Origin of the sequence: Methanosphaera cuniculi (genome assembly GCF_003149675.1) — an archaeon.
Classification (GTDB): Archaea; Methanobacteriota; Methanobacteria; order Methanobacteriales; family Methanobacteriaceae; genus Methanosphaera; species Methanosphaera cuniculi.
The window spans coordinates 72,858-86,478 of the sequence record NZ_LWMS01000045.1; the positions used below are offsets into that span (position 1 = coordinate 72,858).

Here is a 13,621-nt window from a genome sequence, read left to right on the forward strand (position 1 = left end):
AGTGGTGAATAAAAATGGCAATATTTGATAAAGAAAACATAGACCCAAGCTTAGTACCATTAATAAATGAAGGAAAAGCAGTAGGAGTAGTAAAACTTGAAGGATATGGAAAAACATCCGTAGCACTAAAAGATGATGAACTAGTATTTAAATCATATGAAGGAAAAAACATACCAAAACTAAAACTACTACAAATCACATCATTAACATTCCATCCTGGAAACTTCATAAACGAACCAAAACTACTAATAGGAATAAACAATCAAACACTCGAAATAAAAGGTGTAGATGATAACGATACAGAATTTGAAAGATTCTACAACACAATACTCAAAGCTAAAAAAGATGAACCAGAACCAGTAAAATATGAAACACCAGACCCAGCACACCCACAAATGCAACCACCATATGACACAGTACCAGAATGGAAAAAACCAGTAAATGAAGAACTAAGACGTAGTCCTATGAGAAGATTATATCCAATGAATATGGACACACCATTACTCCCAGTAGAAGATACAGCAGATGCAATTAGACGCTTCCATGAACTATACAAAGATGGAATTATAACAAAAGAAGAATTTGAAGCTAAAAAACAAAGACTTTTAAACTTATAAGAAAAAAAAGAATAATAATATAAAAATCAGTATACCCACATTCCCCACCATTTTTTTTAACTTTTTTTTTAAATTAATATAATTAAACAAAACTTTGTTATTATAAAAAAAATATTATTATATCCTAAGTAAAACTAATTTTTTTTTAACATACATAAATTTCTATAAAATTAAATCAAATAAAAAACACATATAATAAATAGCAAAATTTACTTTTTATAATAAAAAAAAATTTTAATCAAAAAACTTAATAATTTTTATAACATAATAATTTTACACGAGGGATTTAATAATTATGAATATACCATGGGTAGAAAAATACAGACCACAAACACTAGATGATGTAATAGGACAAGATCAAATCGTAAAAAGACTACAACGTTATGTTGAAGAAGAAGCACTACCAAACATAATGTTCACAGGATCAGCAGGAGTAGGAAAAACCACATGTGCAATAGCACTAGCAAAAGCACTTCTCGGTGAATACTGGCAACAAAACTTCCTAGAACTAAATGCATCAGATGCACGTGGAATTGACACAGTACGAAATCAGATAAAAAGCTTCTGTAAACTAAAAGCAGTAGGAGCACCATTTAGAATAATATTCCTAGATGAAGTAGACAACATGACAAAAGATGCACAACAAGCACTAAGACGAGAAATGGAAATGTATACAAAAACTTCATCATTTATACTTTCATGTAACTACTCATCAAAGATAATTGATCCAATCCAGTCAAGATGTGCAATATTTAGATTTACACCAATAAAAGCAGGACAAATCATAAAAAGACTAAGAGTAATAGCAGACAAAGAAAACCTTAAAGTTGAAGATTCAGCCTTAGAAGATATTGTATACTTCACACAAGGAGATATGAGAAAATCAATAAACATACTCCAAGCATCAACAACATCAGATAAGAGTGTAACAACAGAAGCAGTACTTGATGTAATAAACCGTGCAAAACCAAAAAGTGTACGTAAAATGATAATGAAAGCATTAGATCATGACTTCATGGGAGCACGAGATGAACTACGTGATATAATGATCATGGATGGTGTAAGTGGAGATGACCTAATATCCCAAATGTATCAAGAAGTAAATAAGATGACAAATGAAAAAATAATACCAGAAACAGACTTCATAAAACTCATGGAATACATGAGTGAATGTGACTACCGGATACGTGAAGGATCAAATGCAAGACTACAAATTGAAGCATTACTAAGTAAATTCTTAATAGTTAAACAGGAAGCATAGAAAGTGAAATGGGTAGAAAAATATGCACCTAAATCATTAGGTGACGTACTTGGAAATACAAAACTAAAAGCACAAATTGAATCATGGGCTAAAGAATGGGTACGTGGAGAATCACAACCACCATTGTTACTAGTAGGACCACCAGGTGTGGGAAAAACAACAATGGCACATCTAGTAGGAGATGAATATTTTTCAGAAACAATAGAAGTAAATGCAAGTGATAAAAGATCATACGACATAATTAAAAGAAGTGTTGGAGAATCAGCACAAACCCAAAGCCTGTTTCAAGATGGAAAAAAACTAATAATAATAGATGAAGTAGATGGAATCTCAGGACGAGATGATAGGGGAGGAAGCCGTGCAATAAATGAAATAATAAAAAATGCAAAACAACCAGTAATACTAATGGCAAATGATCCTTACAGTAAAAATATTGCAACAATAAAAAGAAATGCAACAGTACTAAAATTTACAAAAATACGCTCAAATTCACTAAATGCACAACTAAAACGAATATGTCAAAAAGAAGGTATAGATTATGATCCTGATACTTTAGTTAAATTATCTAAACAATCAAATGGTGATCTTCGTTCTGCAATTACAACACTTCAGGCAATAGTAGATGATAATAAAATAACACAAGAAAATCTTGATGTAGTATCTGAAAAAAACATAAAACAAAACGTATTTGACACACTCAGGACAATTCTTAAAAGTAAAAATCCAGAACATGTGAAAGATGCAATGAATACAGATGGAGAACCACAATTTCTTATTGAACTACTTGCTGAAAACATACCACGTGAATATGAAAATGTAGCAGAAATTGCACGTGCATATGAGATGATTTCACTTGCAGATGTAAATTTAGGTCGTGCATTTAGAACACAAGATTACACCTACTGGAAGTATGCATTCTTATTTATGGGACGAGGAGTAGCAGATGCAAAAGCTGAAACATATAAGAAATTTGTACCATATAAAAATTCAACTGTTTATTCACGTCTTTCAAAATCTAAGAAAAATAGAAACTTAATGCGTGATGTAACACAGAAAATGTCAAGAAAACTTCATACATCACCAAAACAGCTAGAAGCACATATACCATATTATAGTGTATTATTTGAAGATAATGAAGTTGCATATGATCTTAAAGAATACTTTAAACTAACAGATGATGAAGTAAAACTATTCCGTTCTCGTAAAATACCAGCATCAGTAGGTAAAAAACGTGAAAAAGAACTACAAAAACAACAAAAAGAACATGAAAAACAATTACAAGAAAGACTTAAAAAACAAAAAGAACAAGAAAAACTAGCAAAACTAAACTTACAAGAGACAATAGATGAAAAAGAAGATGAAATTAAATCCAATGAAAAAGCAATAGATACAGAAGATGAAATAATAGAAGATCAAAATCTACTTGACATATCAGATATACCAACAATCAAAAAACCAAAAGAAGAAGAAATAAAAAATGAAACAGTAGTAATAGAAGAAGAACCTGAAGAAGAAAAAAAGGATAAGAAACCTAAATCTAAACAAACAACCTTATTTGACTTCTAATAAAAAAGAGAAATGTATTATATGATGAGTTTAAATCTAATAACAATTTTTACTTAGATATAATACATAACTACTATTTTTTTTTAAACAACTATTTTTTTTTAAAAATTTTATATAAAACTTGGAGGATAAAACAATGTTTTTTTATGCTGATAATATGATGAATTTTGCATTTGCAGAATCACTAGATGATGATGATTATATTCCTGGTGGTTATGGCTTATTTGGTGTTCCATTTGATAGTACAACAAGTTATATGGCAGGATCACGTTATGGTCCTAAGGCAATTAGGGAAGCTTCATATAATTTTGAATCATATAATATGAGATTTAATAAGGATGTATCTGCTGTTTGTTATGATATTGGTGATGTTCAAGTTAATAATGGAAATTATATGGCTACTAATATGATGATAAAAGATACTGTAAAAAGTTTACTTGAAATGGATTTAAAACCTATTGCTATGGGTGGAGAACATACAATAACTAATGGTGTTCTTGGTGGTATTTATGAGTATGATGAGGATCTTTATCATGATATGAGTATAATTCATTTTGATGCTCATTTTGATATGCGTGATGAATATATGGGTGAGAAATTCTCACATGCTGCAGTATTAAGACGTTTACATGAGCTTAAGCCAAAAGATATTACACAACTTGGTATTAGATCAGCGGAATATGATGAATTTGAATATGTAAAATCACATGATAATATAAATTATTTTACAAGTTATGATATTAAAGATAACATACAAAATGTATTAAATTATTTGGAGGATCTTGAAAATCCATTATATATTAGTGTTGATATTGATGTTTTAGATCCAGCATATGCACCATCTGTAGGAACTCCAGCAAGTTGTGGTATCACACCTTTTGAATTAGAAGATATGATGGCTATAATCTGTAAAAAAGATGTTATAGGACTTGATGTAGTTGAAGTTTCATCAAATACAATAGGAGATCCTACAAGTGTTAATGCAGCAAAAGTTATCTATGATTTTCTTACACATAAAAGTTAAACATGTTTTTATTAGATGGAATATAAAAACATAAACTAAGTATTAAAAAATCAAATAATACAAAAATAAAAAAAAATATAGGAGTATGAGAATTACAATGTTTCCAACAACTAGACTAAGACGAATGAGAACAAATGAAAAAATACGTGACATGTTTCGTGAAACAAGCATAGATATAGGAGATTTCATTTATCCACTTTATATAGAAGAAAAAGCTCAAGATGGAAATCCAACAGAAATTCCAACAATGCCAGGACAATACCGTTATAGCATAAATGATGCAGTAGAATATGCAAAAAAATTAGAACAAAAAGGACTTACATCAGTAATACTTTTTGGAATACCAGATCATAAAGATGAAGTAGCATCAAGTGCATATGACCCAGATGGTATAATACAACAAACCATACGAAAACTAAAAGAAGAAACAAATCTTGTTGTAATAGGAGATGTGTGCATGTGTGAATACACAAATCATGGACACTGTGGAATAATTGATGATGATGGATATGTTCAAAATGATCCAACATTAGAATATCTAGGACGAATAGCAGTAAGTTATGCAGAGGCAGGAGTTGATGTTGTAGCACCAAGTGATATGATGGATGGACGTGTAAGTGCAATAAGAAGTGCACTTGATGAAAATGGATATATTAACATACCAATATTTTCATACGCAGCAAAATATGCATCAACATATTATGCACCATTTAGGGATGCTGCAGATTCAGCACCTAGCTTTGGTGATAGAAAATCATACCAGATGGATCCTGGAAACTTCAATGAAGCAATACGTGAAGTAGAACTAGATGTGCTAGAAGGTTGTGATGCAATAATTGTAAAACCAGCACTAGCATACTTAGATGTTTTACGTGAAGTTAAACAAACATTTAAAATGCCAACAATAGCATACCAGGTAAGTGGAGAATACTCAATGATCATGGCAGGAATTGAAAAAGGCTACATAACAAAAGATCTTATGTATGAATCACTCTTAAGTATTAAACGTGCAGGGGCAGATATGATAATAAGCTACTTTGTACCAATGATCATTGAAGATCTGGAAAAATAGGAATATCTATATATTATAATCCTCCACCCCAACTTTTTTTTGTGTTTTATTTTAGTATTATAAGTTAATTTCTAAAAGTTTATTTTTATAAATTATAAATCTATATTATTATCTTTTTTCATAAAAAAAATCTCTTTTTACATAATATTATAATAATATTAATTATATTGTTTTAACATAAATTTAATTATTAATAAACTTTTAATAATATAAAAAATTTTTTTTTATACTTTTCATAAACTAAATATTTAATTTTTAGGAGAACATCTGATGAATCTAAGTACTCAAGATATAGCAAAATTAGGTGAAATAGCAACACTACTTGAAGTAAGTGGATATCCAAAGGCTGGTAATGTACATAGAACCAGGGATTTTAGTAATATGACTTTTGAAGATTTTCTTATAAGTAGTGCATGTATACGAGGACCACTAAATACAGCAGCATATAATGGACATAAATCATATCCTTATATGTTAAATCAGGTAGGAATTGGTAAATGTATACTTGAATCTGTGAGAAGTACACATAATCTTACACATACAAATACTAATCTTGGTATAAGTATGCTATTAATACCAATATGTGCTACATTTGGTGCTTTAGTTGATGAAAATCCAATAAATAACCTCCAAAAAACACTTGATACAATTATAAAAAACACAGAAACTGAAGATGCAGTCGCACTCATGAAAGCTATAAACATAGCTGATGCAGGAGGACTGGATAATAAGCCACAAGAATATGATGTTAATGATAGCAATACTCTTGATGAGATTCGTGATAATCATATTAACATCTATGACTTACTTAAAATGTCACAAGACTATGATAAAATAGCTTATGAACTAGTAAATGAATTACCTGTAATATCAACATATGGTTATCCTACATATGCTAAGTATGAAAAAGATTACTCAGTAAATGATGTGACACTTGAGGTGTATCTTACAATTCTAGCATATAATACTGATACTCTAATAAATCGTAAGTATGGTGATCAAACAGCACAAAAAGTATCAGATAAAGCATGTGAAATACTACAAAATAGTGAAATTGCAAGTAGCAAGAGACTTAAAAAAATAAAAGAATTTGATACATACCTTCGTAAAAACAACTACAATCCTGGTACAACAGCAGACTTCACAGCTGCATCACTATTTGTAGGATTAGTTGATAAATATTCCATAACAGGAATATAGAAAAGAAATTGAAAAAATTATACCTTTTTAATATAATCACAAAAAAAAATAATAAGAATAATTTGGGGGAATTAACAATTAAAAAAATAGATAAAACCATAAATGAACTTCATCTTTATGAAAAAAAACTACTAAAACAACTCGATGAAGATCCAAACTTAACACCTGATGAAATGGCAGAAAAACTAGACATCCCATCAAAAGCAGTAACAAGTGCAGCAGGAATGCTAGCAAGTAAAAATATTATTAACATGAATAAAAATACAACTGATATAATTAACCTATCAGATGAAGGACTAGATTATGCAGAAAATGGACTGCCAGAACACAGAATACTAAAAGCACTTCAAGAATACGAAAAAGAAGGAATTAAAGAAGTAGGAATGGATGATGTAATACAAAAAGCTGGTGTGACAAAACAACAAATGAACTTCGCAATAGGAACACTCATGCGAAACCACTGGGCACACATAGATAAAGGAAATCTTAAAATTGAACCTGAAGCTATTACAATTAACATAACACAACTACCTGAAATACAATTTTTACACTACCTTAAAGAACACCCAAACATAGCAGATAATGAAATACCAAAAGAATATAAAAAAATCCAAAAACAATTCAGCAAAAGAAAAGGACTTTTTAATATAAAAACACAACAAGACTTCACATTTAGTCTATGTGATGAAGGAAAACAAATAATAGAACACGGCTTTGAAATACAAGATGAAGCAACACAACTAACACATGAACAACTAAAAACTGGTGAATGGAAAAATCTTCACTACCGTGGATATGATATTAATGCTTCAGCACCAAAAAATTATCCTGGAAAAATACACCCACTACAACAGACAATAGAAGAAATAAGAAGTATCTTCATAGATATGGGATTTGATGAAGCAAAAGGAACAATACTAGAATCAGCATTCTGGAACTTTGATATGCTATTTCAGCCACAAGATCATGCAGCACGGGAAATGCAGGATACATTCTATGTAAAAAATCCACCAAAAGCAGACTTACCAGATTCTGAGCTTGTTAAGATGACAAAAGCAGAACATGAACATGGAGGAAACACAGGCTCAACAGGATGGCAATACAACTGGAATGAAGATGTAGCACGACAAATTGTACTAAGAACACATACAACAGGACTATCTGTTCGTCACTTAAATGAAAATGAACCACCACTTAAAATGTTTTCAATAGGACGAGTATTCCGTCGTGAAACAATCGACTATAAACACCTCCCTGAATTCCACCAGGTAGAAGGAATTGTAGCAGGAGAAGATATGAGCTTTAAAAATCTACTTGGAATATTAAAAGAATTCTACCGAAAACTAGGATTTAAAGTAAGATTCCGACCAGCATACTTCCCATACACATACTTATCTGTAGAATCAGAGATATATGTACCTGAAAAAAGAAAATGGATGGAACTTGGTGGATCTGGAATGTTTAGACCAGAAGTACTTGAACCACTTGGAATTAAAACACAAGTAGCAGCATTTGGACTGGGAATTGAAAGACTAGCTATGATACGATATGGAATAGAAGATATAAGAATGCTTTATCAAAGTGATATTGGATGGCTAAGAAACTTGCCTGTAACACGTAACATAAAACAATACTAAAAAAATATAGAAGGGATATAAATGGTATATAATACACTAGAATTAAACTTAGAAGCAATAACTAATACAATAAAAATGTTAGAAAATGAAAATAACGATGAAAACCAGGAAAAAATAGAAGCACTAAAAAAAGAAAGAGATAAGCTTCTAAAAGAACTAAAAGTATTCTAAAGATAAAAGATAATACTTTTTTTCTTTTTTTTAAAAAAACTACTAAAAGGAGTGAAATACTAATGGAATTACTTGTAAGTGCAATAAATCTAGATGAAGCAAAAGCAGCCTGGGAAGGTGGAGCTGACATACTAGATGTTAAAAATCCTAAAGAAGGATCATTAGGTGCAAACTTTCCATGGATAATACGAGAAATTAGTGACTATGCAGATAATAAAATTATTGTAAGTACAACAATAGGAGATGTACCATATAAGCCAGCAACTGTATCACTAGCCGCTCTGGGTGCTGCATATTCAGGATCAAACTATATTAAAGTAGGATTATATGGACCTGAAAACTATGATGAAGCAATGGATGTAATGAGTAATGTTGTAAAAACAATAAAAGAATATGATGATACAATAACAGTTGTTGCATGTGGATATGCTGATGCTTATAAGATTGGGTCAATAGAATATGATATGATACCAAAAGTTGCATATGATAGTGGATGTGATCTTGCAATGCTTGATACATACATTAAAGATGGACATCGTCTGACAGATCATTTAAATAAAGATCAACTAGCACAATTTACAAAAGCTGCACATGATTATAATCTAAAAGTAGCACTAGCAGGATCTGTAAATGCAAATGATATAGAAATGCTTAAAGAAGTAGATTGTGATATCATGGGTGTACGTGGATGTGTATGTACTGGTGGAGATCGTAACAAAGGTACAATTAGTGCAGATCTCGTAGCACAACTAAAAGAAAACATTTAATTATAAAATTAAATAGAAATAATACTAATATAAATTTTTTTTATTTACCTTTTTTCCAAAAAAATAAAAAGTTACACAAAACTTACAAATTTTTTTTTTATATTTAAAAAAAAATAGCATTAGGAAAAAAGATTTTAATTACATAATACAAAAAGAGAATTTTTTTTATAAAAAAATATGAAGAATAATATTATTATATTTTTAAAAGGGGGATTATAATTTTGACAAACAAATATATGGATAAATTAACAAAAGCTGAAGATACATATACATTTGATGATTTCCTTATAAAACCAGGACTCTCATCAATAGAACCAAAAGATGTAACACTAAAAACACAAGTATCAACCAACTTCAACTTAAACATACCAATAGTAAGTTCTGCAATGGACACAGTAACAGAATCACAAATGGCAATAGCACTAGCACGTGAAGGAGGACTAGGTGTAATACACAGAAACCTCACAGTAGATGATGAAGTAAAAGAAGTACGAAAAGTAAAACTAGCAAATGAACTAACAGTTAAAGAAGTAATCACAATATCACCTGATGAAACAGCAGAAGAAGCAAAAGCAATCATGGACATGGAAGAAATAAGTGGACTTCCAGTAGTAGATGATAATGATGTAGTAGTAGGTATAATCAGCCGTCGTGACATAAAACCATTACGTGGAAAATACCTTCATAATAAGGTATCAGAAGTAATGACATCAGATGTTGTAACAATATCAGAAGGAACAGAAACAGAAAAAGCATTAGATATTGCATATGAAAATAAAGTAGAAAGACTACCTGTAGTTTCAGAAAAAGATGAAATTGTTGGTATTGTAACAATGAAAGACATACTAAAACACAAACAATACCCAAATGCAGCACGAGATAAACGTGGTACATACCTTGTTGCAGCAGCATGTGGACCATTTGATATTGACCGAGCAATGGCACTAAGTGATGCTGGAGCTGATATTATAGCAATAGACTCAGCACATGGACATAAAACAGATATTATAGAATCAGTACGTGAAATGAATAAAAACGTAGAATCTGATGTACTTCTTGGAAACATTGCAACAGCTAAAGCTGCAGAAGACATACTAAAAGCTGAAATAAACGGAATAAAAGTAGGAATAGGTCCAGGATCAATCTGTACAACACGTATTGTAGCAGGAGTAGGAGTACCACAACTAAGTGCAGTATCAAGTGTAGCAGATGTTGCAGAAGACTATGGAGTACCAGTAATAGCAGATGGGGGACTAAGATACTCAGGTGATATAGCAAAAGCACTCTGTGTAGGAGCAAATGCTGTAATGGTAGGAAGTCTACTTGCAGGTACTAAAGAATCACCAGGTGAAATGACAATACGTAATGGACGTAAATACAAACAATACCGTGGAATGGGATCCCTTGGAGCAATGACAGGTGGAGTAGGAGCAGGAAAAGACAGATACTTCCAAAACTCAAATAGTAGTAATATGAATTCAACAAAACTCGTACCTGAAGGAATAGAAGGAGTAGTACCATATAAAGGTGCTGCAAGTCAAATAATCTTCCAACTTATGGGAGGACTTAAATCATCAATGGGATATGTAGGAGCAGATTCAATAAAACAAATGCATGAAAAAGCAGAACTTGTACATATAACAGCAAATGGTATGCTTGAAAGCCATCCACACGATATAACAATTACAAATGAAAGTCCAAATTATAATCCAAGAAGTTAAATGATATCCTTTGGGATAATTTAAAATATTAACCTCCTTTTACTAAATTCCCCCTTTTTTTTTAATAAACTTTTTTTTTTAAATATTATTTTTTCGAGTTATAAACTATTTTTTATAAAATAAGTATTTACTATTATTTTTTTAAGATGTAAATATAAATTAAGTAATGATTTTTTTTTCAAAAAAAAGTAAAAATTTAAGGGGTGGTCATTAGAAAATGAGGATATTTGATAAAAATTAGCCCACTTTTTTTTATAGTGTGCTATTTTTCTTTTCATATATTACAACTTTTTCAGGTTCACGGTCATTTTCTAGTATGAATTTGTTAACATTTTCTATTGCATCTACGTATTCATTTTTATATATTTTTGTGTTATCATCTTGTGTTATTATGTATTCTGGCATTTTACCATTTTGGCGATTATAGTCTATTACCTTTTTAACAAATTGTGAGTACTCTGTTTTTGTTAATTCTTTTTTTATTTGTTTTTTATATTTCATAATATCACGTTGGTAGTGTAAGATAATCTTCTATTTTTATATTTCTTTCTTCTGCTTTTTGTTTGTTTTGTTTTGACATGAAAAGTGCTATATCTGCGTATTTGTATTGTGCTTTTTTTAGTGATTCTATGATTGGTGATACTTCATTTAGGGGTTTAAGTCCATTATGTGTTTGTACTTTTGTGTTCATTTTTTTAAATGATAATTCCTCAGGTACATCAAGTATTACACATTCAGGGTTTATGTCGAGTTTTTCTGCAATTTCTACTTCTGCTTCGCGGAGGTATTTTTCATCTATATTTACAACTTTTTCAGGATTTGTAATTTCTGTTAATGGTATTGTATCAGTTTTTTTATATAGATGTCGTGTATCTATGTTTTGTATGGTTTGTTGTGCTATTCCTTTTGTGTTTCTGGTTATGTTTATTAGTTCTCCATCATCAAGGTAGCGTAGTTCATCTTCTTTAATAACATTGTCATTTAACATGCTTTTTATAGCTACTCTAAACATTCCATTTACGATTCTGGTTGTATGATGTTGATATACTGTTGGATACATGAAATATCTGGCTAGTAGTGTTGATTCTGCAGCTTGAACTCCTTTACTTGATAGGAGTAGTTCGTTATTATCATATGTTAGACTGTAAATTAGTCGTTCTGTATCTATTACTCCGTATGCTACTCCTGTATAGTATGAATCACGTTTAAGGTAATCCATGCGGTCAACATCAAGGTCACCTGATATAATTTTTCCATATGATGTTTTTCCATCTACTATGTTCATTACAAGTTTAGGATCGAATTTTTGGCTTAGTTTATCTGTTATTGATGAATTTTTTATTATTTGTTTTGTTACTGTTTCATGTTTATGTTTTAATGCTCGTTCTGTCACATGTGAAAATGGTGCATGTCCTATATCATGAAGAAGACCACATATTCTTAGTAGTTGTTGTATTTCAGAATCAAATCCTAATCGTTTTGCTAGTTTATCTGCTAGAAATAGTGTTCCTATTGAATGTTCAAAGCGAGTATGGTTTGCTCCAGGATATATTAGGTTTGTAAATCCTAGTTGTTTTATACGTCTTAGTCTTTGCATTTCAACAGTATCTAGTATTTCTAGTTCAAAATCATTTAAGTGTAAATCTCCATGTATACTATCTCTTATATATCCCATAAACCATTCTCCCTCCTTTAATTATTATTTTTTTTGTATTTGTTAAAAGAAATATAAAATTTATTTTTTTTTACTTATTTTTTCTCATTTATAAGTTCGCTAACTTCTTTTTTATGTATTTTTTTAATTCTTTCAACTGCTTTTATTTCATGTATAACTTTTACCACAGATTCTGGAACTAGAGATTCCCAGTCTTCATCATTTAGCATCCGATTTCGTACTTCAGTTCCTGAGAATTCTTCTCTGTTAAATAGGTGTGGTTCATTATATGGTATATTTTCTTCTTCAAATAGTTGTTGAACCAGTCCATTACCAGATATTACTTTACAAAATGGTGGTGTTAACATTTTAACATGACTTACCCATAATGAATTACATGCAATATCCTCAAGTGGTATAATATAATAACGTGATGGATCAACATCATATTCTCTTAATGCTTTTGTAAGCATAAGTACTCTTTCTCCACCAGTAAAAGGATTTGATGGTGTATGACTTTTCTCAGCACTTCCTATACCAATAATTAGTTCATCAACATCATTAAGTGTCTCTTGTATAACACTAAGATGACCCTTATGTACTGGTTGCATTCTTCCAACAAGTAAAGCTCTTTTTTTGTTCATAATAATAAAAACCCAAATCTTTTTATATTCTATAAAATATTTTTTAAAAATTAAGTTAAAATATTCCTAATTGTTTAAATCATATAGTAGTTAATAATATATATACTTTAAAGAGAAAATCACCTCTTATATACAAAAAAGCAATAAAAATATTAAATATAGCTAGAAATACGAAAGAAAAATACAATATCATCATAAGGGTAGAATAACTCGTATAATAAAAGAAATTTAGTATTATAATCATAAAGAATATAAATATTAGAAAATAAATAATATAATATAAAAAT

General features: G+C 30.1%; 13 protein-coding genes. 10 read left to right on the forward strand and 3 right to left on the reverse strand.

Annotated elements, in window-relative coordinates; genetic code table 11:
* Positions 1-14 precede the first annotated feature (14 nt).
* From MSCUN_RS07315 to guaB, 10 genes are all read left to right on the forward strand, one after another.
* On the forward strand, positions 15-617 hold the full coding sequence (locus MSCUN_RS07315) for an SHOCT domain-containing protein (RefSeq protein WP_095608234.1): 603 nt from the start codon (positions 15-17) through the stop codon (positions 615-617).
* 295 nt (positions 618-912) lie between these two features.
* Positions 913-1,878 (forward strand): replication factor C small subunit, encoded by a 966-nt coding sequence (locus tag MSCUN_RS07320; RefSeq protein ID WP_095608235.1) that lies wholly within the window; start codon positions 913-915, stop codon positions 1,876-1,878.
* Between the two features lie 3 nt (positions 1,879-1,881).
* Positions 1,882-3,444, forward strand: a complete 1,563-nt coding sequence (locus MSCUN_RS07325) for a replication factor C large subunit (RefSeq protein WP_095608236.1) — start codon at positions 1,882-1,884, stop codon at positions 3,442-3,444.
* A 136-nt stretch (positions 3,445-3,580) separates the two neighbouring features.
* Positions 3,581-4,468 (forward strand): agmatinase, encoded by an 888-nt coding sequence (speB, locus tag MSCUN_RS07330; RefSeq protein WP_095608237.1) that lies wholly within the window; start codon positions 3,581-3,583, stop codon positions 4,466-4,468.
* Positions 4,469-4,565: 97 nt separating this feature from the next.
* Complete coding sequence (gene hemB / locus MSCUN_RS07335) at positions 4,566-5,540, forward strand: porphobilinogen synthase (RefSeq protein ID WP_095608238.1); 975 nt, start codon at positions 4,566-4,568, stop codon at positions 5,538-5,540.
* 270 nt (positions 5,541-5,810) lie between these two features.
* Complete coding sequence (locus MSCUN_RS07340) at positions 5,811-6,740, forward strand: triphosphoribosyl-dephospho-CoA synthase (RefSeq protein WP_095608239.1); 930 nt, start codon at positions 5,811-5,813, stop codon at positions 6,738-6,740.
* Positions 6,741-6,802: 62 nt separating this feature from the next.
* Positions 6,803-8,377 carry a phenylalanine--tRNA ligase subunit alpha gene (pheS, locus tag MSCUN_RS07345; protein WP_245837628.1) on the forward strand — a complete coding sequence of 525 codons (1,575 nt, stop codon included), beginning with the start codon at positions 6,803-6,805 and terminating at the stop codon, positions 8,375-8,377.
* A 21-nt stretch (positions 8,378-8,398) separates the two neighbouring features.
* Positions 8,399-8,548 (forward strand): hypothetical protein, encoded by a 150-nt coding sequence (locus MSCUN_RS08350; protein WP_170104112.1) that lies wholly within the window; start codon positions 8,399-8,401, stop codon positions 8,546-8,548.
* A gap of 62 nt (positions 8,549-8,610) precedes the next feature.
* Entirely contained in the window at positions 8,611-9,315 is a 705-nt protein-coding gene (locus MSCUN_RS07350; RefSeq protein WP_095608240.1) for a (5-formylfuran-3-yl)methyl phosphate synthase, read from the forward strand.
* Positions 9,316-9,551: 236 nt separating this feature from the next.
* Entirely contained in the window at positions 9,552-11,036 is a 1,485-nt protein-coding gene (guaB, locus tag MSCUN_RS07355) for an IMP dehydrogenase (protein ID WP_095608257.1), read from the forward strand.
* A 252-nt stretch (positions 11,037-11,288) separates the two neighbouring features.
* On the opposite strand, the gene MSCUN_RS07360 is transcribed toward guaB, so the two are convergent.
* The 3 genes from MSCUN_RS07360 to MSCUN_RS07370 all read right to left on the reverse strand — a co-directional run bounded on the left by MSCUN_RS07360 (position 11,289) and on the right by MSCUN_RS07370 (position 13,334).
* Positions 11,289-11,537, reverse strand: a complete 249-nt coding sequence (locus tag MSCUN_RS07360; RefSeq protein WP_095608241.1) for a pseudomurein-binding repeat-containing protein — start codon at positions 11,535-11,537, stop codon at positions 11,289-11,291.
* Between the two features lie 4 nt (positions 11,538-11,541).
* The gene (locus MSCUN_RS07365; RefSeq protein ID WP_109583038.1) at positions 11,542-12,711 is read right to left on the reverse strand and encodes an HD domain-containing protein; all 1,170 of its coding nucleotides are present in this window, start codon (positions 12,709-12,711) and stop codon (positions 11,542-11,544) included.
* Positions 12,712-12,785: 74 nt separating this feature from the next.
* Positions 12,786-13,334: a nicotinamide-nucleotide adenylyltransferase gene (locus MSCUN_RS07370; RefSeq protein WP_095608242.1), complete on the reverse strand. Its 549-nt coding sequence runs from the start codon at positions 13,332-13,334 to the stop codon at positions 12,786-12,788.
* Positions 13,335-13,621 lie beyond the last annotated feature (287 nt).

Excerpts from the sequence above, each read along its gene's own strand:
- MSCUN_RS07315 (WP_095608234.1), top strand. The coding sequence starts at position 15 with ATGGCAATATTTGATAAAGAAAACATAGACCCAAGCTTAGTACCATTA.
- MSCUN_RS07370 (WP_095608242.1), bottom strand. The coding sequence starts at position 13,334 with ATGAACAAAAAAAGAGCTTTACTTGTTGGAAGAATGCAACCAGTACAT.
- MSCUN_RS07340 (WP_095608239.1), top strand. The coding sequence starts at position 5,811 with ATGAATCTAAGTACTCAAGATATAGCAAAATTAGGTGAAATAGCAACA.
- MSCUN_RS07350 (WP_095608240.1), top strand. The coding sequence starts at position 8,611 with ATGGAATTACTTGTAAGTGCAATAAATCTAGATGAAGCAAAAGCAGCC.
- speB (WP_095608237.1), top strand. The coding sequence starts at position 3,581 with ATGTTTTTTTATGCTGATAATATGATGAATTTTGCATTTGCAGAATCA.
- MSCUN_RS07360 (WP_095608241.1), bottom strand. The coding sequence starts at position 11,537 with ATGAAATATAAAAAACAAATAAAAAAAGAATTAACAAAAACAGAGTAC.
- MSCUN_RS07320 (WP_095608235.1), top strand. The coding sequence starts at position 913 with ATGAATATACCATGGGTAGAAAAATACAGACCACAAACACTAGATGAT.
- MSCUN_RS08350 (WP_170104112.1), top strand. The coding sequence starts at position 8,399 with ATGGTATATAATACACTAGAATTAAACTTAGAAGCAATAACTAATACA.
- guaB (WP_095608257.1), top strand. The coding sequence starts at position 9,552 with ATGGATAAATTAACAAAAGCTGAAGATACATATACATTTGATGATTTC.
- MSCUN_RS07365 (WP_109583038.1), bottom strand. The coding sequence starts at position 12,711 with ATGGGATATATAAGAGATAGTATACATGGAGATTTACACTTAAATGAT.
- hemB (WP_095608238.1), top strand. The coding sequence starts at position 4,566 with ATGTTTCCAACAACTAGACTAAGACGAATGAGAACAAATGAAAAAATA.